The following is a 22,550-nucleotide window of genomic DNA, read 5'->3' as shown; positions in this document are numbered from 1 at the left end:
GCCAACAATTCGACTATCAATCGCTAGTCAATATTAGCACCGCATGAATTACGAACAACCAAACTGGTTTTAAGTAATTGTTGACTCACTTCTTCGCCGCGTATTTGCTTAAGCACACTTTCGACTAAAATCTCTCCTGCAAATTGGGTATCTTGCTTTACCGTGGTGAGCGCTGGGTTGGCAAAGCTGGCGACTGGAATATCATCATACCCCACCACTGCAATGTGTTCTGGAACTAACACACCACGCTTTTTTAATGCCCTTATTGCCCCAATAGCAATCAAATCACTGGCGGTAAAAATGGCTTCAAATGGCACGCTACTGTCAAGCAGTGCGTTAGCGGCTTCATAACCTGATGCTTCGGTATTAAATGCATCATGCTGTAACTGCTCATCTGCTTGAATATCCGCTTTGTTTAAGGCTTCAACGTGGCCAAGATAGCGGTCGCGAAATTCAGGGCTATGGCTAGATGAGTCACCTAAAAAGGCAATTTTTTTATGGCCTAAACTTAATAAGTGTTCGGTGGCAATATAACCACCTTGGTGGTTGTCACAACCAATTGATAATACAGCTTTATTGTTGTGCTCTGCTCCCCAAATGACAAAGTGGGTGTTTTTTTCAATTAAGGTTTCTAGCTTATGGGCGTAGTCCACGTAATCGCCATAGCCTAGTAAAATAATGCCATCGGCTTTGTTGCTGTCTTCATAATCCGCGTGCCAATCTGACGATAATTGTTGAAACGACACCAATAAGTCATAGCCTTGACGTGCTGTTGCACGGGTTATCGATCCCAACATAGATAAGAAAAATGGATTGATCATGGAGTCGTCATTTGTGGGATCTTCACAAATTAACAAGGCCAATGTCAGGCTATTTTGAGTTCGTAAATTACTGGCATTCTTATCAACTTTGTAATTCATCTCTTTGGCAATAGCCTGGATGCGCTGACGCGTTTCTAAGTTCACCAACGGACTGTTTCGTAACGCACGCGAGACTGTCGACTGCGACACACCGGCACGGTACGCGATATCAATAGAGGTCGCTTTTGAGGTCATTATTATTTTTACCCTTAATCGTTATCGTCGTTGCCACATACAAAAACAACCAAGATAAATTACTTTATTTGGCTGTTTTTTATATCATTTACGACGAAAAATTATAACCCAAGCTCACTCAATAAATCATCGGCATCATCAGCGACTAACCCTTTTACGTTAGGATCACCTAACATATCTGGTTTAGTTTCTGATTTTTTGGATGTTTGTTTACCATGAGTTTCTATCAATGAATCTAGGTCAAACTCTTCATCTACTTCAAAGTCAGCTGAACGAATAAACTCCGTTTTGTCCATGGCAAATTCAAGATAGAAGATGTGGTTATTTTCGGTTTTAAATGACACCCGTCTTGCCACGGCATCATCAAGGTTAGTATCTACCGATATCGTTAACTCTTTATTAATAGTTAACATTTTCGGCTGACTTTGACTGATAGAGGTTTGTAATTCTGTTGAAATCTTGCCAATAAAGTCGCCCAAAATTTGATTCATTAACTCGCCCATCACATTACCCACATCATCAGATGTGTGTGAAAACGCCAATTCAGACTCCGGCATGCCCATATTTATCATGTAACGGCGATAAATTTCGATTGCCGCATCGGCCGAAAAGTTAATCACGACTAAACCAGAAAAGCCGCCATCGAAAATTGAAAAACAACCCAAATCTGGTTTTAAACGGGTACGGGAAATGCTTTGCACCATACCTGCGTGACTAATTTGACTGGCACTGGTGCTTGATAGTACATGAGAAACGGAATGGCACAGTTTTAAAAGAATGTCGTCGTTGTTAACTGTATTCGGGGTCATGGCTTAGGTACCTTTTCATTATTTAAGCTAATCTTGCGGGTAAAACGCAAAAAAATCAAAATTAAAACAATTGATTAGCATGTAAAATAACCAAACGAGCTCAAAATGTGTTTAACCGTATGATATATTGGTAGTTTTATTACTTTAGCTACCACACAATAAAAATGTTAAATCTTATGCTTTGTTCACATAAATGCAGTCTCGCGGTTATCATTTATACTTAATCGACTATAATCACATCACCTTAATATGGACATTTTTTTTGGGACTGTAAATGATTGAATTATTGAGACGTTTAACTATTTTAAAGCGTTTGTTTATCATGCTTATCTTGGCAGCGATCGGCACGGTTGTGTTTGGATCTTTTTCAGTAAAAGAACAATACTCTCATTTAGTCGATGAGCAGCAAAAACAAGTCAGTGAGCAAGCAAGCTTAATGGTCAACATGCTGAAGGTACTGCAACAACAGCAGCAATTATCTCAAGACGACTTACTCACCTTTGTCGCAGACATTCAATTAAGTCAGTATATGGATTTACTGGTGGTTGATAATCAAAGCAAAGTGCTTTTTAGCACGATTAAAGGTACAACAGGCCAAACCATTAGTGCACTAACCGCTAATAGTGACACAACTTACAGCCAATTAATCAGTGGTGTGAAACAAGCAACAACACAAGCACAATTATCACTCAAGGTGAGTGGCAATGAAGCACAAACCGTATTAGCCGCAGCAGCTTATTTACCAGCAAATCAATTGACCTTCATTACCCAAGCTAATTTAGATCAAATCAACCAAAGCATGACCGGTATTATTATTGATTACTTAATCATTATGCTGTTTATTTCTGTGCCCATTTTTGCGTTCTTTTTATTGCTCAATCACTCTATTACTCAGCCGTTAAAAGATGCGACTAATGCAATGGAGCAAATTGCCAAAGGTGAAGGCGACCTCACCCAACGCTTATCGACTATCGGTGATGATGAAGTCACCAAACTTGCCGATGGCTTCAATCAATTTGTAATAAAAATAGCCGACATGGTGGCGCATTTACAACCGTTAGGACACAGCTTAAACGATGAAGCTCATCACTTATTTGAAACCGTTAAGCAATCAAATGAGAGTGCCAATCAGGTCAACAATGAAACCCAAAGCGTGGCCACCGCGATTAATCAAATGCTATCAACCAGCCAAGAAATGGCTCGTAATACTCAAGATGCAGCACAAGGCGCTAATAACGTTAAACATCAGGCTGAACAAAATCAGCAATTAATGCAACAAACCGTTGAGCATACTGAAAACTTAGTCAGTGAGTTAAAACAGTCTGAGCAAGTCTCTGTGAGTTTGAGTCAGTCCTCTGCTGAAATTGGCAGCATTCTAGATGTCATAGGCAGTATTGCAGACCAAACTAACTTGTTAGCATTAAATGCGGCCATTGAAGCGGCAAGAGCGGGCGAGCACGGTCGTGGGTTTGCGGTAGTGGCAGATGAAGTACGTGCTTTAGCAACAAGAACCCAATCTTCAACCAACGAAATCAATAAAATTGTAGGGCAAATTCAGAAAGGTATTCAATCGGTAATCGACAGCAATACTCATACTCAGCAGCAATCATCTCAATTACAGTCAAAAGCCGTTCAATCTAGCGAAGCCATTATTGAGATTTTAGCGCTAATTGAAAACATCAGTAACATGACTGCACAACTTGCCAGCGCCACAGAAGAACAAGCCTTGGTCACTGAAGACATTAATCGCAATGTCACTACCATTTCAGAATTAACGGAATTATCTTTAAGCGCCAACGAAACCCATTCTCATGCTGCGCAATCATTGCAAACGGTGAGTCAAGACATAAGCCAAACCTTGGGACAATTTAAGATTTAAGCCCACGCGAATTGACCCACCGCTAAAGCCAGCAATTGTTATTGCTGGCTTTACTTTACTTACCTAATGTCTTTTTGCTCTAGGGTTTGCCCTTAGCATCACTTTTAGCCCTGCATACTTTAAGGTATATTAGGCGCTTCAGATTGAATACCTGAGTATTTCAACCTTGCTTATTACTGTGTATCAATGAGTTGGCCACATTATAAACAGCTGAAATATAGCGATAAATGAGTATTTAGTTGTCATTCATTAATGAGTATTTTCTCTATGTATCAAAAAACGGTTACGATTGTTGCTCCGCATGGTATCCACACTCGCCCAGCAGCTTTATTAGTCAAAGAAGCTAAAGCATTTAGCTGTGACGTTATGGTAGAGTGCAATGGCAAGCAAGCCAGTGCCAAAAGTTTATTTAAATTACAAACATTAGGTTTATACCAAGGTGTTTCTGTAACAGTATTTGCCACTGGGGAGCAAGCGCAAGCGGCAGTCGACAAAATTGCCTCATTGCTGATCACTCTCAGTTAAAAGGACACTTTATGTCATTCAATGGAATTGTTGTTTCCACGGGCATCGCGTTTGGTAAAGCATTAACCATGACCTCGCAAATGCCGCCGCTGGATTTTAAGCTCCTAAATGCAGAGCAAATTAAGCTTCAGCAACAACAATTAACCCATGCCATTGAACTGCTCATCAGCCATTTGCAACATTGCCAGCGTCACCTTTGTCAAGAATGTGAAAACTTTCAGCTTATCGATGCCGATATCATGCTGCTTGAAGATGAAGAGTTACAGCAAGAATTACAACAACATATTAAACAATTTAAAGTATGTGCAGCGGTGGCGATTGATCGCATATTTAATCAACAAGCGGCACAATTAGCGGAGCTAGACGACCCATACCTTGCTAACCGCAGTAATGATATTCTCTGTTTAGCTAAGCGGCTCATCAGTGCCTTGCATGGTCATTTACAATGGGATTTATCAACACTCATTGAAGACACCATAGTACTGGCCGATGATTTAACCCCGGCAGAATTTGCCATTTTGCCTCTAAAACACATCAAAGGCATTGTGTTAGCGTCTGGTGGATTAACCAGTCACACCGCAATTTTAGCTCGCGCTGCGGGCATACCTGCGCTGTTAAATTATCAGTTTTCAGAGCACCATCAGGCCATAAAAGACGGCGAACCATTAATTTTAGATGCTATCTCTGGCGAGCTACACACGGCTCCTACTGCCGCCTTATTGAGTCAATTGCAACAAAAGCAGCAACAAGAGCTCCAGCGGCGCCAAGCTCTCACTGCTTATAAAGATAAACCTAGCATCACTCAAGATGGCCATAGCATCACTTTATTGGCCAACGTAGGCAATTTAAGTGAGGTATCTCATGTCACCGACGTTGGTGCGCAAGGCATAGGTTTATTTAGAACAGAATTTTTATTGATGAATGCCAAGGCGTTGCCTAATGAGCAACAACAATACAAATTATACTCCGATGCATTACACAGTCTCCAAGGGCAGGTATTGTCGGTACGCACCTTTGATATTGGTGCCGACAAAGAAATCCCTTACTTACAGCAATCGGCAGAAGATAATCCCGCACTGGGCATTCGTGGGATCCGTTATAGTTTGGCTCATCCAGACACTTTTATTAACCAGGTGAAAGCAGTGCTTCGCGCCGCCATTCACGGTCAGGTGAGGTTAATGTTCCCAATGGTGAGCCAAATAGAAGAACTTGAAAGTGCAATGGCATTAATTGACCACGCCAAGGCACAATTGATTGAGCAAGAAAAAAGTTTTGGTGAGCTCAGTTACGGTATTGTAGTTGAAACACCTGCAGCAGTGTTTAACTTACCCAGCATGTTGCCATTACTGGACTTTGTCAGTATCGGCACCAATGATTTAACCCAATATACCTTGGCCGCAGATCGTACAAATCCACATTTAGCCAAACAGTATCCCGCATTATCACCGGCAGTGATTGAGTTAATCTCAATGACCATAGCCCACTGTAAACAAGCTAAGGTTAAGGTCTCTTTGTGTGGAGAACTGGGTAGCGACCCGCAAGTTTTACCCTTATTAGTCGGCCTGGGTTTAGATGAAATCAGTATTAATCCAACGAGTCTGCTCGAAGTCAAAGCCGCACTCATCAACGGCCGATATCAAGATTTTGTAACACATGCGCAAAACGTCAAGCGCCTAACACGCATTGACGAAATACGCACAGCTATAAACACTGTTAATTGTAATTAAAACTGGTAAAGTTATCAGAGCTGTTTACAATTAAACACATAAAAATATTAATAAAAGGTGCCTTTCCTTATGGGATTTTTAAGCCGCATTAGACGACTCATTTCAGGCCAACCGCAATTAACTGGCGGTATTGCTATTTTAGCACCGGTATCTGGTGACATTGTTGCCATCGAAAAAGTACCCGATGTTGTTTTTGCCGAAAAAATAGTCGGTGATGGGATAGCAATCGACCCTAAAGGCGAGTTTATCCTTGCCCCTATCGATGGCACCATTGGTAAAATATTTGAAACCAATCACGCCTTTAGTATTGAGTCTCCACAAGGGCTTGAGCTATTTGTGCACTTTGGCGTTGGCACTGTTGAGCTAAGAGGTAATGGCTTTAAACGGTTAGCAGAAGAAGGCCAACAAGTTAAAGCGGGGCAACCTATCCTGTCATTTGATTTGGCTTTCTTACGAGACAATGTTGAGAGCTTATTAACCCCTGTAGTACTTGCCAATATGGAAGATGTTAAACAACTCGACAAAGCCCAAGGCAGTGTGGTTGCAGGCAAAGACGTGATTTTTACTGTGCAAATGTAGCGTTAACGCCTAACCTCATACTCTTCCTAACAAATAAAATGCAAGTGCTTTTAGCTTGCATTTTATGAAATCTATTCAAAAGCCCGCAATAACCTTGTTCAAGCTGCGACTCAATGCCACAATATCAGCATTATCTTTAGCAACAACGGCCTTGCCTGAAAAACAGCCGCTAAGCCCATTTATAACCTCACCGACAAAAGGGAGTTTTCTTTTGACTTTATACGGCATTAAAAATTGCGATACCGTGCGTAAAGCGCGCAAATGGTTAGAAGCCGAAAACATTGATTTCACCTTTCATGATTTTCGTGAAAATGGCTTAACCGCTGATACCGTAAAACAGTGGGTAGACATTGTTGGTTGGGAAGTTCTATTTAATAAGCGCAGCACCAGTTTTCGCGGGTTAACCGATGCTGAAAAGTCTGACATCACTCAAGAAAAAGCCATTGCGTTAATGGTGCAATATCCAACCCTAGTAAAACGCCCTGTCCTAGTTAAACAAGACAGCATTCTTATCGGCTTTAAAGCAGAACAATATCAAGCGTGGTTTGCATAATGAATGACGTTATTGAGTTAACAAAAGACTTAATCTCACGCCCGTCGGTCACGCCGCTGGATGAAGGCTGTCAGACATTAATGGCTAATCGCCTTGAGGCCATTGGTTTTGAGATTGAAGCTATGGTGTTCGAAGACACCACTAATATGTGGGCAAGACGCGGTAAAGGCCAACCGGTATTTTGTTTTGCCGGCCATACCGATGTGAATCCCCGCAGGTGACTTAAACCGCTGGCATACCCCACCGTTTGAGCCAACCATCATTGATGATTATATCCATGGGCGCGGCGCAGCTGATATGAAAGGCTCGTTAGCAGCAATGATTATCGCAACAGAACGTTTTGTAGCAAAACATCCCGATCATAATGGTTCCATTGCTTACCTCATTACCAGTGATGAAGAAGGCCCTTTTATTAACGGTACCACTCGGGTAATTGACACCTTAGAAGCCCGTAATGAAAAGATCACCTGGTCATTAGTCGGCGAGCCATCATCAACTCACAAACTTGGTGATGTGGTAAAAAATGGTCGTCGTGGCAGCTTAACTGGCAACTTAACGGTTAATGGTATTCAAGGCCATGTGGCTTACCCTCACCTTGCAGACAACCCAATCCACAAAGCCTCGCCTGCACTAGCTGAGCTTGCGCAAATGCATTGGGACAATGGTAACGAATTTTTTCCGCCAACCAGCTTTCAAATTGCCAACATCAATGGCGGAACAGGTGCATCGAATGTAATCCCAGGGGATCTTAAGGTCATGTTTAACTTCCGTTACTCGACTGAAGTGACCGCCGAAGAATTAATTACCCGTGTGGTTAACATTCTTGATGCTCACGGGCTCGACTACAATATTGACTGGGTGTTTAATGGATTGCCGTTTTTAACCGGTGACGATGCATTGCTTGATGCAACCCGTGACGCCATTCGTGAAGTCACTGGATATGATACCGACCCACAAACCTCTGGCGGCACCTCTGATGGGCGTTTTATTGCCCCAACCGGCGCCCAAGTCATTGAGCTTGGCTACTGTCAATGCCACCATTCATAAAGTGAATGAATGCGTTAAAGTGTCAGATTTAGAAGTCTTAGCGAATTGTTATGAGCGCATTTTGGAAAAACTGTTGTGCGACTAACTCCAACGCTCAATGTTGATATTCCTCAACAGCAAGCTAAATTGTATGGCTTAGACAGTCAGCAATTAGTTACCATTGGGGATTTTTTACTTGAGCAGCACACGGCAGCGGCTTTTGCCAATATGCAACTCGCCGCCGCAGATAGTGGTATAGACTTGCAGATTTGCTCAGCTTATCGACCTTTTGAACGCCAAGCGCTTATTTGGAATGCTAAAGCCTCAGGCGCTCGGCCTCTGTTAGATAAAGCCTCGCAACCAGTAAACTATGACGCGTTATCAGAGCCGCAACTTATCGACACTATTTTGATTTGGTCTGCCTTACCGGGCGCGTCGAGACACCATTGGGGCACCGATATTGACGTGTTTGATGCCAAACAAACCAGTAAAGCGTCACTGCAATTGGTTACCGCCGAATATCAAGACTCTGGCCGTGCGCGACAATGCACCAATGGTTACAACAACATGCAAGCCAATATGGGTTTTACTTCCCGTATCAGCCACAACAAAGTGGTGTAAGCCCTGAACCCTGGCATTTAAGCTATTACCCTATCGCCGATACCTATTTAGCTCAATTTAACCCTATCGAATTAGCTAAAGTATTGTCTGGTGCCGAAATAGCATTACAATCGTCGCTACTCGAGCGATTAACCGAATTAGTCGATCACTATGTTTTTTATGTCGCGCCCTCTCCGGCTTAATGCCTGCGTGCTACTTTTTATTTAATGAGCCAGCTAAATGTCATTACAATTAACCAGTAAAACCATCAATCAACACCCTCTTCACTATGTTGACCAAGGCACAAGGTCTACCTTACTTTTTTGTCATGGTTTGTTGGCCAGCAGCCAGATGTGGCAAGCTCAAATAACCGAGTTAAGCACGCAATATCGCTGTATTGCCGTGGACTTTTGGGGACATGGCCAAAGCACAACCCTGCCAGAAAGTTGCGATAATCTTCAAGATGTTGCCAAAGACTTACTCGACTTAATGAATACTCTTGAAGTGAGCAACTTTGCTGTCATTGGCCATGGTAGTGGTGGCGCTATTGCTACAGAAATGGTGCTAATGGCTCCCGTTCGTGTACAAGGCCTTGTCATGCTCAACAGTTTTGTCGGCTTTGAGCCACAAGTCAACTGCGCAAAGTATCAAGGTTTTATGGCACAAGTGGCCAATGCTCAGGCAATGCCAGCCGCATTAGCAACAAGCTTAACTGAATTGTTTTTCAGTAAAGATGCGATACAGACGAGTCAGTACAATGCGGCATTAGCTCAAGCAATTAAAGAATTTAATCAACAACTAACCGACATCAGCCCATCGCAAATAACGCCATTATTAAAGTTTGCTAATATGGCAATTTTTAAACGCGACACCTTAGAGTCTGTTGAGGCATTAACTTTGCCCGCCTTAATTGCAGTTGGCTTAAATGGTTACTTACGTACAGCATTAGAAAGCTATTTAATGCATGACTGTATTGATGGCAGTCAATTGTTGCATATTGATCAAGCTGGGCATTTGGCTAATATTGAGCAAGCCGAGTTTTTCAACCAGCATCTTATTGATTTTTTGTGTAAAGTGAATTTTAATTAATCAACAAGATGGATAGACCAGATCCATCTACATTGCTGATATACTCGTTACAAATTTTCATATTGCCTGTGAACCTTCACCGGCAACCTAGTCAAAAATCAGAGCGCCAATGAAACTTCTTAAACCATTATTTGATAATAATCGCCGGTGGGCTGAACGGATCAATAAAGAAGATCCTACTTTTTTTGAACAGCTCGCTAAACAACAAACCCCGGAATACTTGTGGATTGGATGTTCGGATAGCCGGGTACCATCAAACCAAATTATCGACTTATTACCCGGTGAAGTTTTTGTTCACCGTAATATTGCCAACATGGTGATTCATACCGACTTAAACTGCTTATCGGTGCTGCAATATGCCGTCGATGTACTCAAAGTAAAGCACATTATGGTGGTAGGTCACTATGGATGTGGTGGTGTGCGTGCCGCAATGGGTAAAGAACGCTTTGGCTTAATTGATAATTGGCTAGGACACCTGCGTGACATTCATCGTATTCACTATACTGATCTTGAACCGATGACAGAGCAACAGCGTTTTGATCGTTTATGCGAACTCAACGTCATGGAACAAGTATCAAACGTGGTTTCGACCAATATTATTCAAGAAGCATGGGACCGCGGCCAAGATGTAGCCATTCACGGCTGGATTTACGGTATCGACAACGGTTTACTGACAGACTTAGATGTGACTGTTGACCGTGTCCATGGTAGAGATATTCCGTAAATACCCGTGTAAAATAATCTAACACTGGCCTGCAGTATCTCATTAAACGGATATTTAGCAGGCTTTTGTTTATGTGAGCAAATCAAAAAATATATCGTGTTAAATTATGTGCAATAACCTTTATTAAACGCGAACTTTTTAAACAAACGATGCTTTATATCGAGATGATTTCGCGAAACATGCATCGTCAGGTTGATTGGGTATATAATAAACCTCATCATCTAACCCAAGTTGCGGTTAACTCACAATATATTCTGTTATTGAGGTGTCGTTTATCCTCAATAGATATCGTCTACAACCAGTAGGGCTAATTTAATGAACGTTACTCTTATTATTCCAGCACGTTATGGCTCAAGCCGTTTTCCTGGCAAACCCCTCGCCCTCATTGCGGGTAAGCCTATGATCCAACGCGTGTATGAACGTGCTGCATTGGCAAAAGGTATCGACAATATCTTTGTTGCCACTGATGACGACCGAATTAAAAATGCAGTCGAAGCCTTTGGGGGTAAAGCGGTCATGACCGATCCTGATGCCGCATCAGGTACCGACCGTATTAACGATGCCATTGAACGTTTAGGTTTAGGTGAAGACGACTTAGTCATTAATTTACAAGGCGATCAACCGCTGATCGACCCAAGCTCAATTGAACAAATGGTAAGCTTGTTTCAACAGCACCCAGGTGAATTTGAAATGGCGACACTGGGCTTCCAAATTACCGAAGAAAAAGAATTAGACGACCCAATGCACGTTAAAGTGGTATTTGATAATGACTACAATGCATTGTACTTCTCGCGAGCGTGTATTCCATTTGGTCGTGATATTAAAGACCACCCTGTTTACAAACACATTGGCGTCTATGCTTATACTAAGCGCTTTATTAATGCCTTTGCCAAGTTACCGGTAGGCAGACTAGAAGACATTGAAAAACTTGAGCAATTACGTGCCTTAGAAAATGGACACAAAATTAAAGTCGTGATCAGTCACTACAATGCACCTGAAGTTGACGTACCTGATGATATTGAAAAGTGTGAACGCATCTTAGCAACAAGCTAAATCCATTACCGCGCTGCTGAGATTAGACAAGCTAGCGCAAAATGACTGGAGTGACACATGAGTTTAGAAGGTTATGAAGTTTGGCTGATAATCATTTTAGTCTTAGGAGTGATTGCCAGTAATCTTGCAGTGCTTAAGTACTCGGCTAAATTTAAAATGCCGCAATTTGGCGATCCAAAAGATGATAAATCATCATCAGCAAAACCCAAAGATGAAGCGCAAGATGATTCAACCATTCCGGCAGGCCCAGATGATTCCACAAGTGGTAACAACACTGATATCACAGACAGTACATCTAAACGTGAATAGATAAATATTCACGAAAAATAGGCCATAAAAAACGCTAGCAAGTTAACTTGCTAGCGTTTTTTATTTATTCGCGATTATTTGTAACCGACTATTTGTTGGAGTTAGAAGCTTGCTTGGTGCTTATTCACTGTCGAGGGTCATTTTAGGTGTCTCAGCGTTAGGCCAGGCATTTAAAACCGCTTTAACTAACGAGGCTAACGGTATGGCAAAAAAGACGCCCCATACACCCCACAGACCGCCAAACACTAACACTGCGGCAATGATAACCACAGGGTGCAAATCTACCGCATCTGAAAACAGCAATGGCACCAACACATTACCATCGAGCGCTTGAATAACGCCGTAACTCAGCATCAAATAGCCAAATTCAGGGCTAAACCCCCATTGAAAGAACGCCACTAACGCAATAGGAAGGGTCACTAAGGTTGCCCCTACATACGGAATAAGTACAGACAAACCAGTTAATACACCTAATAAGGCTGAATATCGTAAGCCCATCAATGCAAAAACCACATAGCTAACTACGCCAATAATCACAATCTCAATGACCTTGCCACGAATATAATTGAAAATTTGTTGATCCATTTCAAGCCATACTTTTCTGGCTAAATCACGATTATCCGGAAAAAAGCGCTTACTGCCTTTTAATAATTGCTCTTTGTCTTTTAAAAAGAAAAACACTAACAAAGGCACTAAAATCGCGTAAACCATCAGCACTAATAATGACGCTGAATATCCTAAAATTTGTTTACCCAAATCAAGTAAATGCTGGGTATCGAGCATTTTATTGATTTCTTCCATCATTGAATCAAGCTGTGCAGCACTGATAAATTGCGGGTATTCAGCACTTAACCCTTTGACAATAGACATGCCTTTATCAATCATCGTGGGTAAATCAGCCACTAATGATACACCTTGACGCCAAATGCTTGAAGTCAGTCCTAACATTAAAATCAGCATTAACCCTAAAAATGCAACTAATACAATACTGGCTGCAGCGGTTCGGCTAATCCCTAAACGAGACATCTGCGCCACAGGCCATTCAAGTAAAAAGGCCAATACTAGCGCAATCAATAAAGGCGCAAGAAGCCCTGCACCAAAGTACAACGCCAAACCAATACCAACAATAATAAACATCAACGTAATGGCATGGGGATCGCTAAAACGGTTTTTGTACCATTCAGTTAAAAATGACAGCATTGAACAACCTTTATATTAAAACGCTAAATTAGTTTGTTTTGGTGATAATCACGGATAAACAATGCGACTCATCAGTGACTATTTCAATACCAAAACCCATTTTTTTCATTAACAAGGGAACATCTCGGCGTGAGCCGTGGTCAGAGAGTAAAACATGTAAGGTTTCACCCACTTGCATCTGCTTTAGTAAAAGTTTCACTTTCACTAGAGGATAAGGGCAAGAATATGGGGTTAAATCAATAAAAATCATTATGAACTTGCTTTAATCATTCTAGGGCTATTATCCTAGCTTGAACACTAAACCACAAGCGATGTTGCAAAACCAACTTGTGCGTTAAGCCAAGAACTTACGACTCATTTAGCATTATAGGTTTCGCTTGCGTAAATTATCATTATCAAGTTTTTCTAAAGCATTAACAGCCACAGCGATCAGTATTGTGTTGGCGGGTAGTATTGCCCATAGCTTTGCCAATAACGACCTTCCAGATCTTGGCACCGCAGCCGTTAATACCTTCAGTCTAGAAAAAGAAAGTGTGTATGGCGACGCCTACATGCGAGTTATCCGTTCAAGTACACCAGTATTAAACGATCCGGTGTTAAGCCAATATTTATCCGAGCTCGGCAATAAACTGGTGGCTAACGCAACAGGCGTTAAAACCCCGTTTTATTTCTTCTTGTTGCGTAATGATGAAATTAACGCGTTTGCCTTTTTTGGTGGCCATGTTGGTGTGCATACCGGATTATTTTTAAATGCTGATAATGAAAGTGAACTCGCCTCAGTATTAGCCCACGAAATTAGCCATGTGACACAGCGACACTTAGCGCGCTCACTTGAAGCACAACAAAAAAGCTCAACAGCAACTATTGCAGGGATGCTAGGCGCGATATTACTGACGATTGCGGCGCCACAAGTGGGTATTGCTGCGCTGGCAACCACCCAAGCCCTTGCGACACAATCGTCAATTAACTACACCCGGCTCCACGAAAAAGAAGCCGACCGCATTGGTATGCAAATTTTAGTTGATGCAGGTTTTGACCCTAATGCTGCGGCGACATTCTTTGGGCAATTGGCCGTACGTTACCGTTTTTCAACCACTCCGCCACAAATGCTATTAACTCACCCATTACCTGAATCTCGGATAACAGAAGCCCGTAACCGTGCGGCTCAATATCCCGAACGGCATGTTCCAGATAGTTTACTGTACCAATTGGCTAAGGCGCGAATTCAAGTTCGATTTTCAAGCTTTAGTGATGATGCGGCATTGTCTCTATTTGAACAGCAATTAAAAAAACGTGAATATACCCATAAAGATGCTGCGCTTTACGGTAAAGCCTTGGCATTGTTTCGCTTAGAAAAGTTTGAACAGGCAGAAGTCATCATTGATGAGCTACTGAAAAAAGACGACAATAATTTGTTTTATATCGACACTAAAACGGATTTATTGGCACAAAAAAAGGCATATCCACAAGCTATTGCACTATTAGAATCACAGCGCAAGTTAAAGCCCACGTCACAAGTGATTAATATTAACCTTGCCAATATTTATGTTGAAGCAAATCAACCTACTAAAGCTATTCCATTACTGGAAGAAACAATCTTTTTAGACAAGCAAAACATGCTGCCGTATCAAATTATGTCCGATGCTTACCGCAAGCTTGATAACAAAGCATTAGAGTATTATAGCAATGCTGAAATAATGGCACTTACTGCAAACTATCAAGGTGCGATTGACCAACTTAACTACGCTTATCGTTACTCAGAAGGCAATACCTTGCAATTAGCCCGAATTGAAGCCAGGATCCGCCAGTTTAGACAAGCTGACAGAGAAATGGATCAGTTTAAGTAGATATAACTGTATCTCTTTACGCGTAAATTTTTGATAGAATAATGGCAAACGTATTGTTTGCCATTTTTTATGACGGAATGTCCAATGACTAAAACTAAAACAACAATTTTACACAATCCTCGCTGCTCAAAAAGTCGTGAAACACTCGCATTACTAGAAGCGAACGGAGCTGACATCACTGTAGTTGAATACTTAAAGCAACCGCCTAGTGAAGCTGAAATTAATAATATTTTATCGTTACTCGGTGTGAGCGCTCGCCAAATGATGCGCACCAAAGAAGATGAATATAAAGCCCAAAATTTAGCAGACCCTGCACTAACAGAAGAGCAACTGATTAGTGCTATGGTCGCCACACCAAAGTTAATTGAGCGCCCAATCGTACTGGCTAATAATCAAGCAGCCATTGGCCGTCCACCTGAAAATGTTTTATCTATTCTGTAACGAGTAACATAATGACCACACAAACCTTGTTTCAACTCAGCCGTATTGGTTACCTTGCTTTACTCCTGCTGCTTAGCGGCTGGTTTATACAACAAGGCATAAATGGCACTTATTCTCTTGGTTTTAGTTTAATTTGGATTGTGCCATTACTCTTTCCGCTAAAAGGCATTATTAGCGGTAACCCTTACACCTATGCCTGAGTACAGCTTTATTTTATGTGTGTATTTGCTACATGGTTTAACCCTAGCGTATATCACCACTGACGCGTTTGCCTTTGCGCTGATTGAATCTGTGTTGATTTGTATTTTATTGGTTACCTTTCCTTTCTATGCCCGCAAACGCGGCCGTGAATTAGGCTTAGGATTAAAGAAAAAATCTGAACAAAAATAGAGTTCTAGCATTTAAATTGTTTTATAAGAAAGCGCCTTATGGTGCTTTTTTTGTTTATTGCGTTGCCACAATACGGCATACTACATTTGTTTGTTAACAAGATGTTGTATAAAAATAACTATAAACAATAACCTCAAACAATAGACATGGAGTCATTTAATGAATGTACCGCGTAATGTAAGCCTTTACAGCCTTCTAACCAGTACCATATTACTCACAGCCTGTGGCGGTGACTCTTCCGATGATAACTCGGCTATACCATCCTCTTCAGCTTTTGAGATCTGCAATGATGATTCAAGCACAAGCTTAGTATCCACCGATTCTGAACTGGTTTTTATCGTTGAACAGGATTATGCCGCCAATAGACCTGGCAGTATTACTGCATCTATTGCCGATCAAGATAGTGCCGGTCGTACGTTTTTATGGCAACAAGTCTCAGGTCCATAGCCTTGAGTTAGCCTCAGTGAATAGCCCAGTATTCGCCTTTACCCCCAGCAGTAACGATAACTACAGCTTCAAAGTAACGGTAACAGACGGTACGAGCAATTATGAAGAGGTGGTGTCAATAACCGCTGACTCTACTGATAATATTTTACGGATTAACAATGACCATCAAATGGTGGCCAATACAGACGCAAGTTTAAGAATTCAAAATATAAATGGCCAAGAGCCCACAGATATCAGTTGGTGCATGTACCCCAACATCGACAACGTAGGTTTTAATAGTGTCGATTTAACTGACACTAATCGACCACTGTTTAACGCGCCAGGTGTAAACAGCGACCGACTCATTAGCCTAAAAGCCAGTGCGATCTTTGACGGCCAAACAATCACTGATGATGTGCATTTGCTTGTCACAAAAGAGCAAGCCATCCCATCAAAAGCATACTTCACAAATTCACTTGCTCGGGTATATCCTTACAAAGCAGATTCAGCTTATGCAAATAATCTCGTCAACTGCACATATTCTAACCAACAAGTCGCTTCATGTAATATACTCAACGAACTGCCATTTATTAGCCAAGACAGTCAGTCAGACCCGATTGATACTATTATGGACAGAGTCGTAGTGTCGCACGACTGGATGGGACAGAATTTTGAAACTTACCTTCGTGCACAAACAAACAATGATTTTGTCGAACTATTACAATCAGTAACGGCGATTATCATCAGTTACGATATCAGACCATCCTTTTACAGTGGTTACATAGGTGCAATTTATATTGATCCAGAATATTTATGGCTAACACCAACTCAGAGAGACACCATTAACGAAACCCCAGACTATCGCAGTAACTATGGTGAAGAACTGAATTACCTTTCACCTTATCGTTATGTTAAAGATAACGATTATGCCAGCGAGTACATCGAAAAAGATAACCGAATCAACCGCACCATGGAGAACATGTCTGCTAATTTTGCTAGGCTCATGTACCATGAACTGGCTCATGCCAATGACTATTACCCGCAAAGTATTCATGCCACGCTTCAAGCGTAAAGCCTAAGAGAAGAGTTTGATCGTCGATTTGCTTCAGATGACATGCCATCAACACAACTTCAAATGCGTTACCCATTACTCAGTGATGAAATGTATGGACTAGCAGAGGTTAATTACGCTGGAGAATCAGCAAACAGTACCCAAAAAGCCTATATTCCCAACGATGTTGCTGAGTTTTTTGCCAATGATTTAGCTAATGATGATTATGCGTATTCATCAACGCGTGAAGATGTTGCCATGCTGTTTGAAGAAATAATGATGAGTCATCGCTATAGCATTCTGCGCGATATCGCCATTACAGATAAACCCGAAGTACAAACCAGTTCAACCATTACCGTTGAATGGGCCAACGAGGCCGAGTTGGACAGGCTGAATTGCGCGATCGCGCCAGCTACGTTCTCGGCCAAATGCTGCCCGGCATTGACACCCAACTCGTTATGGACGGTTTACCAGAGCCCGTTGCGTTAGTGAAAGGCCAAACCTGGGCGCAGAATTTAGTCTTAACAGCAGATCAGTCTGAATCACCACAAAAAGTCTCTAGCCAAACTGACAGCGTTTTGATTGATAATCAGCCTTTACAGTTTAGTGGCGACCAACATGCGCATTAATCATACCAATCAGGATAAATAAGTAATCAACCTCAATTCTGGATAATAAATGCATTTCAAACAGCTCTTTGCACTGATCACGTTGTTAAATTTACGCGTCAATAGCGAGTCTATTGCAAGTAAATTTGCCTAGTTATCAGCGCAAATTTCAAGTTTGAATGTATCGCATGGAGTTATTGTTAGAATCAAGGTTATTTATTCATCTCTTAACCAGAGTTGAGGTTAATCAGATATTACGTAGGAAAAATCGCTTAGAATATGGCAGAAATTGCAGCAAGCGAGTTGTTCTAACGTCAAAATTTCTCACGACGTTATAAGCGATGTTAACTACTAAGAATGATCACATTCTTGTGTAGATTGGTATCACTCTTAGATAAACAAAAACGCCAAATGAATTCATTTGGCGTTTTTTTATTGTCATTTTTAATGACTGCATGTTAGCGGCATGGATAAGCGTGATTTATAGCCTCAGCATTTCTTTAATGAACGGAATCGTCAGTTTACGCTGATGCACCATCGAGGCTTTATCAAGCTTATCAAGTACATCAAATAAGGTACGTAAATCACGTGCCATACGGGTGAGCAAAAAGCGCCCTACTTCATCGGATAACTGTAAACCTCGCATTGCGGCGCGGCGTTGTAATGCGGCGAGCTTTTCATCATCTGCCATTGGCTGTAATTGATAAATTAATCCCCATTGCATACGCGAGACTAAATCCGGTAGAACAAAACCCGCCTCTGACGGCGATGCATTGCCACTGACAATCAAACGACAATCTTGCTGCTCTGCAATACGATTATACAGATGAAAAATAGCTTCTTCCCACACAGGATGTCCGGCAATGGCTTCAACATCATCTATGCAGATAAGCTCTAGTGATTCGAGCCCTTCAAATAAGGCAGGCGAAATACTGGCGTGGATCCCAAGTGGAATATATAAAGTGCGACGTTCTAAATCATTTGCATGGGCACAAGCGGCATGCATTAAATGGGTACGACCTGATTTTTCAGGATCATAGACATACAACGAAGAAGTTAATTTACCTTCAGCACTAGCTTGAAGCTTTTGGATCAGCTCATCATTACCCGACGCAGGGTAATAACTTTGAAAGGTTTCATCGTCAGGTAAATAAACGGGTAAAGATAATTGTCTCGGTGAGTTTTGTGTCACTCAGATAGGTCTCAAAATCAAAAACGAACTAAAGTTATTATACATGTAAGCGCTCTGTAAATACAAAGCGCCACCATTGATAAGGTTTATTGCACCAACCACTGATACATGAGTGTAGGTTGGGTAGCTTCTGTTTGTTGTTGATAAAATGACTCAACGCTACCCATAGTATCAATTTGTGATAAACGGTTATCAATATTCAATAAACGCTGTAAATCATCAACATTACTGAACAACGCGATACTATAGGTTGCTGTACTGCCTTTAAATTGCCTTAAACTAATTGATTTAACCGCACTTAACTGACGTAAATAATCCTCAACATTAACCACTTGAGTCATATTACTTAACCCGCTAAAACTCACCTCTGTTGCAGCATTACTGCCCGTTGATGCAATAGCATATTGGCTAATGAAATAATCAGCTAAAATATTCATCATCCGTTTTATTGCTTGTTGATTATCACTCACTTCACCTTGTTGTGCGACCAAGGGTTGAAGCACGCCATTAGTTCTCACTTTGTTGAATAGGCTAATTGAAAACATCACCCTAGAGCCTTGGTTTTCAATATTGGCGATAGCAAAATAATCAGATTGGTAACGTGCAGAAGCAATAAAAACACTGTCAGTAAAACGGCCACGAACGTCATTGACTGTAACGGCCATCACATCATCTAAATCCATCACCGGCAACATAACGGGTATGCCTTTATTGGCAGATTGCTGGCCTAAATCATCACGAATATCAGATAAGGTCGCATCGGCAAGAATAGTTGGCTCGTTGTTATCATCAACAGAAATCCACATCAAGGTCAATGGACGTTGACTTCCCCACACGGGTAATCCTGCTTGGCGGAGTTTTTCAATAACGCGTTGATGATCAAAGCTGGCTTTAAGCATCAAGTCACCGTTTTGTTCAAAATACCCATATTGAGTCAAAATGACTTCTGGCTCATCTATCTGCGCTTTAATCAACGGATTTAACACCACACTTGGGCTACCCGAGTTTTTTAAAAACACCGCGGCAAGGGCTTCTTTTAATGCATTGCTTTTAACATCGTTTGCACGTGAACTCACCGCAATATCAGCTTCATTGAGCTTGCCGACTTCAGCAGCTTGCACAATTGAAATTGAAGTTAACATAATAAGAGGTAACACAATGAGATTAATTAGTTTTTTCAGCATCTGATAACATAAACGCAGCAAATATAAGTAATAAAAATTATATCATAATAAAAAATGGATAACGAAAACTCTTTTTGGCAGCACGATAACACTAAGGTCAATTTGACCAAGTATTGTAGCGATATCAAATAACTATAATCGCCACACAGGCCTAATACAGGTTATGAAATTAACCGGTTTTATGTGACAATTCGCGCCGTTTAATCACACGCTAAATAATGATGGAGAAAAATATGAAACGCGTGTTAATTCCGCTTCAAGGCGCACAAATGTTATTTGTCGCTTTTGGTGCGTTGGTGTTAATGCCACTGCTCACAGGCTTAGACACTAGCGTCGCCCTATTTACTGCCGGTTTCGGTACCCTTCTGTTTCAACTCGTCACCAAACGCCAAGTCCCCATATTTCTTGCTTCTTCATTTGCCTTTATCGCCCCTATTTTATATGGCGTACAAACTTGGGGGATCCCTGCCACTATGGGTGGATTAATGGCTGCTGGGGTTGTATACATGTTACTTGGCCTAACGGTTAAGTTACGTGGCACTGACTTTATTCATACCTTATTGCCGCCTGTGGTTGTTGGCCCAGTGATTATGATCATTGGCTTGGGCTTAGCCCCTGTTGCGGTCAATATGGCATTAGGGAAAAGTGGTGATGGTAGCCTTGTTATTGTTGAACAAAATACCGCTCTATTTATCTCATTGGCTGCGTTAGCGACAACGGTAATGGTGGCAGTATTTGCCAAAGGCTTAGTACGCTTAATGCCCATTCTTGCGGGTATTTTAGTGGGTTATGGCGTAAGTTTAGCGTTTGGGATTATTGACTTTTCGCCAGTCAGTCAAGCTGCTTGGTTGGCCGTACCTAACTTTGTTGCGCCAGAGTTTAACTGGCACGCCATTTTATTTATGATCCCCGTCGCCATTGCCCCTGCGGTTGAGCATATTGGTGATATTTTGGCGATTTCTAATGTGACCGGTAAAGACTACCTTAAAAAGCCTGGTTTACATCGCACCTTAACCGGAGATGGTATTGCCACTATCGCTGCATCAGCTTTAGGCGGATCACCTAATACCACCTACAGTGAAGTGACAGGCGCGGTCACATTAACCAAAAGTTTTGATCCGCGCATTATGACCTGGACCGCTGTAACGGCGATTACTTTAGCGTTTGTCGGTAAACTGGGGGCATTAATGCAAACCATCCCGGTGCCGGTCATGGGTGGCATTATGTGCTTGTTGTTTGGCTCGATTGCAGCAGTAGGCTTAAATACGTTAATCCGCCATCAAGTAGACCTGAGCGAAGCGCGTAACCTCAGCATTGTTGGGGTGACGTTAGTGTTTGGCATTGGCGGTATGGCATTTGGTATCGGTTCGTTCAGCTTAACTGGCATCAGCTTGTGCGGTATTGTTGCTATTTTAATGAACTTGATTTTACCCGCAGCTAAAAAGCATAACGCAGACGCCTAAACATTGCTTGAGCAACAAAAGGCTAACAAAAAGCCCCAATGGCACGTTGCGATTGGGGCTTTTGATTGTGTGTAAATAAACACGCACTTAAAAACGGTTATTCTGCAGCGTCTTCAGTTCGATACTTGTCAGCTGTCGCTTTGATGATTGGTTGAAGCTCACCTTTTTGGAACATCTCAGTGATGATGTCACAACCACCAATCAACTCGCCTTCTACCCATAATTGTGGGAATGTTGGCCAGTTAGCAAATTTAGGTAATTCAGCACGGATATCTGGGTGCTGTAAAATATCTACAAATGCAAATTGTTCACCACAGTTGATCATCACCTGAGCCACTTGAGATGAAAATCCACAGCTTGGTAATTTAGGCGAACCTTTCATGTACACAATAATTGGGTTTTCACTAATTTGCTGTTTAATCTTTTCTACAGTTTCCATTTGATTTCCTAAGTACGACGACTGAACATTTAATACCTATTGTACGACACCTAAGCCAATAACAAAATCCCACAGATTGTAAGGTTTATTTAAAATCCATAAAATCAATGGCTATATCATAGAGAAAAATACCTTAAACATAATCAACACTGAAATAATTGTCACATAAACTAACGTCATCATATGCTAATTAACCGTTTAAGCATTAAAACGGTTAAAAAGAACACATTAACCCCTAAAAAATGTAACAAAAGCGTTAGTTTAAACACTATGAGCCATTTGCTATGTAATTTTGACCTCACGCTAACGTTAATTCCCTAAACAATGATTCACATCACAAAAATAATCAGTACAATAGCACTAGAGCAATGTTACCTGATG

The 22,550-nt window shown here is 41.5% G+C and carries 25 protein-coding genes and 2 pseudogenes; 20 read left to right on the top strand and 7 right to left on the bottom strand.

The features are described 5' to 3' along the window. Positions 1-23 precede the first annotated feature (23 nt). On the bottom strand, positions 24-1,055 hold the full coding sequence (locus N4T56_RS06785; protein WP_261732681.1) for a LacI family DNA-binding transcriptional regulator: 1,032 nt from the start codon (positions 1,053-1,055) through the stop codon (positions 24-26). A 101-nt stretch (positions 1,056-1,156) separates the two neighbouring features. After that, positions 1,157-1,864, bottom strand: coding sequence for a DUF3334 family protein (locus N4T56_RS06780; protein ID WP_261732680.1), 708 nt, complete (start codon positions 1,862-1,864; stop codon positions 1,157-1,159). A gap of 274 nt (positions 1,865-2,138) precedes the next feature. Between N4T56_RS06780 and N4T56_RS06775 the strand changes: the two genes are divergently transcribed. The 12 genes and pseudogenes from N4T56_RS06775 to N4T56_RS06720 all read left to right on the top strand — a co-directional run bounded on the left by N4T56_RS06775 (position 2,139) and on the right by N4T56_RS06720 (position 11,928). Then, entirely contained in the window at positions 2,139-3,743 is a 1,605-nt protein-coding gene (locus N4T56_RS06775) for a methyl-accepting chemotaxis protein (RefSeq protein WP_261732679.1), read from the top strand. 267 nt (positions 3,744-4,010) lie between these two features. Continuing rightward, the gene (locus N4T56_RS06770; protein WP_188921632.1) at positions 4,011-4,268 is read left to right on the top strand and encodes an HPr family phosphocarrier protein; all 258 of its coding nucleotides are present in this window, start codon (positions 4,011-4,013) and stop codon (positions 4,266-4,268) included. Between the two features lie 11 nt (positions 4,269-4,279). Beyond that, positions 4,280-5,995, top strand: coding sequence for a phosphoenolpyruvate--protein phosphotransferase (gene ptsP / locus N4T56_RS06765; RefSeq protein ID WP_261732678.1), 1,716 nt, complete (start codon positions 4,280-4,282; stop codon positions 5,993-5,995). Positions 5,996-6,064: 69 nt separating this feature from the next. Continuing rightward, complete coding sequence (crr, locus tag N4T56_RS06760) at positions 6,065-6,574, top strand: PTS glucose transporter subunit IIA (RefSeq protein ID WP_188921628.1); 510 nt, start codon at positions 6,065-6,067, stop codon at positions 6,572-6,574. 64 nt (positions 6,575-6,638) lie between these two features. Then, on the top strand, positions 6,639-7,127 hold the full coding sequence (locus N4T56_RS06755) for an ArsC family reductase (RefSeq protein WP_315903012.1): 489 nt from the start codon (positions 6,639-6,641) through the stop codon (positions 7,125-7,127). After that, positions 7,127-8,259 (top strand): annotated as a pseudogene (gene dapE, locus N4T56_RS06750) (succinyl-diaminopimelate desuccinylase). Before N4T56_RS06755 ends, dapE begins: the two are co-directional and overlap by 1 nt. Then, entirely contained in the window at positions 8,250-8,774 is a 525-nt protein-coding gene (locus tag N4T56_RS06745; RefSeq protein ID WP_261732677.1) for a M15 family metallopeptidase, read from the top strand. Before dapE ends, N4T56_RS06745 begins: the two are co-directional and overlap by 10 nt. Beyond that, on the top strand, positions 8,699-8,956 hold the full coding sequence (locus N4T56_RS06740; protein WP_261732676.1) for a D-alanyl-D-alanine carboxypeptidase family protein: 258 nt from the start codon (positions 8,699-8,701) through the stop codon (positions 8,954-8,956). Before N4T56_RS06745 ends, N4T56_RS06740 begins: the two co-directional genes overlap by 76 nt. 37 nt (positions 8,957-8,993) lie before the next feature. Further along, positions 8,994-9,842: an alpha/beta fold hydrolase gene (locus N4T56_RS06735; RefSeq protein WP_261732675.1), complete on the top strand. Its 849-nt coding sequence runs from the start codon at positions 8,994-8,996 to the stop codon at positions 9,840-9,842. Between the two features lie 109 nt (positions 9,843-9,951). Further along, on the top strand, positions 9,952-10,566 hold the full coding sequence (gene can / locus N4T56_RS06730; RefSeq protein ID WP_261732674.1) for a carbonate dehydratase: 615 nt from the start codon (positions 9,952-9,954) through the stop codon (positions 10,564-10,566). Between the two features lie 315 nt (positions 10,567-10,881). Next, complete coding sequence (gene kdsB, locus N4T56_RS06725) at positions 10,882-11,619, top strand: 3-deoxy-manno-octulosonate cytidylyltransferase (protein WP_261732673.1); 738 nt, start codon at positions 10,882-10,884, stop codon at positions 11,617-11,619. Between the two features lie 57 nt (positions 11,620-11,676). Further along, positions 11,677-11,928: a DUF2897 family protein gene (locus tag N4T56_RS06720; protein WP_261732672.1), complete on the top strand. Its 252-nt coding sequence runs from the start codon at positions 11,677-11,679 to the stop codon at positions 11,926-11,928. Between the two features lie 120 nt (positions 11,929-12,048). Here N4T56_RS06720 and N4T56_RS06715 read toward each other — a convergent pair whose 3' ends face one another. Then, on the bottom strand, positions 12,049-13,128 hold the full coding sequence (locus N4T56_RS06715; protein WP_261732671.1) for an AI-2E family transporter: 1,080 nt from the start codon (positions 13,126-13,128) through the stop codon (positions 12,049-12,051). Between the two features lie 28 nt (positions 13,129-13,156). Further along, positions 13,157-13,378, bottom strand: a complete 222-nt coding sequence (locus N4T56_RS06710) for a sulfurtransferase TusA family protein (RefSeq protein ID WP_188921610.1) — start codon at positions 13,376-13,378, stop codon at positions 13,157-13,159. Between the two features lie 127 nt (positions 13,379-13,505). Here N4T56_RS06710 and bepA point away from each other — a divergent pair, with 127 nt between their 5' ends. From bepA to N4T56_RS06675, 7 genes and pseudogenes are all read left to right on the top strand, one after another. Next, a complete protein-coding gene (bepA, locus tag N4T56_RS06705) occupies positions 13,506-14,975 on the top strand; it encodes a beta-barrel assembly-enhancing protease (RefSeq protein ID WP_261732670.1) in 1,470 nt (489 codons plus the stop codon). An 84-nt stretch (positions 14,976-15,059) separates the two neighbouring features. Next, a complete protein-coding gene (arsC, locus tag N4T56_RS06700; RefSeq protein WP_261732669.1) occupies positions 15,060-15,416 on the top strand; it encodes an arsenate reductase (glutaredoxin) in 357 nt (118 codons plus the stop codon). Positions 15,417-15,427: 11 nt separating this feature from the next. Next, positions 15,428-15,806, top strand: a pseudogene (locus tag N4T56_RS06695) (DUF2069 domain-containing protein). Positions 15,807-15,965: 159 nt separating this feature from the next. Next, positions 15,966-16,253 (top strand): hypothetical protein, encoded by a 288-nt coding sequence (locus tag N4T56_RS06690; RefSeq protein ID WP_261732668.1) that lies wholly within the window; start codon positions 15,966-15,968, stop codon positions 16,251-16,253. Between the two features lie 16 nt (positions 16,254-16,269). Then, entirely contained in the window at positions 16,270-17,304 is a 1,035-nt protein-coding gene (locus N4T56_RS06685; RefSeq protein ID WP_261732667.1) for a hypothetical protein, read from the top strand. A gap of 42 nt (positions 17,305-17,346) precedes the next feature. Further along, positions 17,347-17,772, top strand: a complete 426-nt coding sequence (locus N4T56_RS06680) for a hypothetical protein (protein ID WP_261732666.1) — start codon at positions 17,347-17,349, stop codon at positions 17,770-17,772. Beyond that, entirely contained in the window at positions 17,742-17,912 is a 171-nt protein-coding gene (locus N4T56_RS06675; RefSeq protein WP_261732665.1) for a hypothetical protein, read from the top strand. The genes N4T56_RS06680 and N4T56_RS06675 overlap by 31 nt, the downstream gene beginning before the upstream one ends. A 460-nt stretch (positions 17,913-18,372) precedes the next feature. Here the strand turns inward: N4T56_RS06675 and hda are convergent, their stop codons facing one another. Beyond that, positions 18,373-19,083: a DnaA inactivator Hda gene (hda, locus tag N4T56_RS06670; RefSeq protein WP_261732664.1), complete on the bottom strand. Its 711-nt coding sequence runs from the start codon at positions 19,081-19,083 to the stop codon at positions 18,373-18,375. A gap of 86 nt (positions 19,084-19,169) precedes the next feature. Further along, on the bottom strand, positions 19,170-20,267 hold the full coding sequence (locus tag N4T56_RS06665; protein ID WP_261732663.1) for a DUF2066 domain-containing protein: 1,098 nt from the start codon (positions 20,265-20,267) through the stop codon (positions 19,170-19,172). Between the two features lie 233 nt (positions 20,268-20,500). Between N4T56_RS06665 and N4T56_RS06660 the strand changes: the two genes are divergently transcribed. Beyond that, the gene (locus N4T56_RS06660; protein WP_261732662.1) at positions 20,501-21,730 is read left to right on the top strand and encodes a uracil-xanthine permease family protein; all 1,230 of its coding nucleotides are present in this window, start codon (positions 20,501-20,503) and stop codon (positions 21,728-21,730) included. 97 nt (positions 21,731-21,827) lie between these two features. Here N4T56_RS06660 and grxD read toward each other — a convergent pair whose 3' ends face one another. Then, positions 21,828-22,169: a Grx4 family monothiol glutaredoxin gene (grxD, locus tag N4T56_RS06655; RefSeq protein WP_261732661.1), complete on the bottom strand. Its 342-nt coding sequence runs from the start codon at positions 22,167-22,169 to the stop codon at positions 21,828-21,830. Between the last annotated feature and the right edge of the window lie 381 nt (positions 22,170-22,550).

This window comes from Shewanella phaeophyticola (genome assembly GCF_025398315.1).
Taxonomy (GTDB): domain Bacteria; phylum Pseudomonadota; class Gammaproteobacteria; order Enterobacterales; family Shewanellaceae; genus Shewanella; species Shewanella phaeophyticola.
This window is presented reverse-complemented; position numbering and strand designations above follow the sequence as displayed.

Coding starts and splice junctions, on each gene's coding strand:
- grxD (WP_261732661.1), bottom strand. CDS start 22,169: ATGGAAACTGTAGAAAAGATTAAACAGCAAATTAGTGAAAACCCAATT.
- ptsP (WP_261732678.1), top strand. CDS start 4,280: ATGTCATTCAATGGAATTGTTGTTTCCACGGGCATCGCGTTTGGTAAA.
- N4T56_RS06690 (WP_261732668.1), top strand. CDS start 15,966: ATGAATGTACCGCGTAATGTAAGCCTTTACAGCCTTCTAACCAGTACC.
- N4T56_RS06740 (WP_261732676.1), top strand. CDS start 8,699: ATGCACCAATGGTTACAACAACATGCAAGCCAATATGGGTTTTACTTC.
- crr (WP_188921628.1), top strand. CDS start 6,065: ATGGGATTTTTAAGCCGCATTAGACGACTCATTTCAGGCCAACCGCAA.
- N4T56_RS06785 (WP_261732681.1), bottom strand. CDS start 1,055: ATGACCTCAAAAGCGACCTCTATTGATATCGCGTACCGTGCCGGTGTG.
- N4T56_RS06770 (WP_188921632.1), top strand. CDS start 4,011: ATGTATCAAAAAACGGTTACGATTGTTGCTCCGCATGGTATCCACACT.
- kdsB (WP_261732673.1), top strand. CDS start 10,882: ATGAACGTTACTCTTATTATTCCAGCACGTTATGGCTCAAGCCGTTTT.
- N4T56_RS06775 (WP_261732679.1), top strand. CDS start 2,139: ATGATTGAATTATTGAGACGTTTAACTATTTTAAAGCGTTTGTTTATC.
- N4T56_RS06715 (WP_261732671.1), bottom strand. CDS start 13,128: ATGCTGTCATTTTTAACTGAATGGTACAAAAACCGTTTTAGCGATCCC.
- N4T56_RS06665 (WP_261732663.1), bottom strand. CDS start 20,267: ATGCTGAAAAAACTAATTAATCTCATTGTGTTACCTCTTATTATGTTA.
- N4T56_RS06680 (WP_261732666.1), top strand. CDS start 17,347: ATGCCATCAACACAACTTCAAATGCGTTACCCATTACTCAGTGATGAA.
- N4T56_RS06710 (WP_188921610.1), bottom strand. CDS start 13,378: ATGATTTTTATTGATTTAACCCCATATTCTTGCCCTTATCCTCTAGTG.
- can (WP_261732674.1), top strand. CDS start 9,952: ATGAAACTTCTTAAACCATTATTTGATAATAATCGCCGGTGGGCTGAA.
- N4T56_RS06720 (WP_261732672.1), top strand. CDS start 11,677: ATGAGTTTAGAAGGTTATGAAGTTTGGCTGATAATCATTTTAGTCTTA.
- N4T56_RS06660 (WP_261732662.1), top strand. CDS start 20,501: ATGAAACGCGTGTTAATTCCGCTTCAAGGCGCACAAATGTTATTTGTC.
- N4T56_RS06675 (WP_261732665.1), top strand. CDS start 17,742: ATGGACGGTTTACCAGAGCCCGTTGCGTTAGTGAAAGGCCAAACCTGG.
- arsC (WP_261732669.1), top strand. CDS start 15,060: ATGACTAAAACTAAAACAACAATTTTACACAATCCTCGCTGCTCAAAA.
- N4T56_RS06735 (WP_261732675.1), top strand. CDS start 8,994: ATGTCATTACAATTAACCAGTAAAACCATCAATCAACACCCTCTTCAC.
- N4T56_RS06780 (WP_261732680.1), bottom strand. CDS start 1,864: ATGACCCCGAATACAGTTAACAACGACGACATTCTTTTAAAACTGTGC.
- N4T56_RS06755 (WP_315903012.1), top strand. CDS start 6,639: ATGAAATCTATTCAAAAGCCCGCAATAACCTTGTTCAAGCTGCGACTC.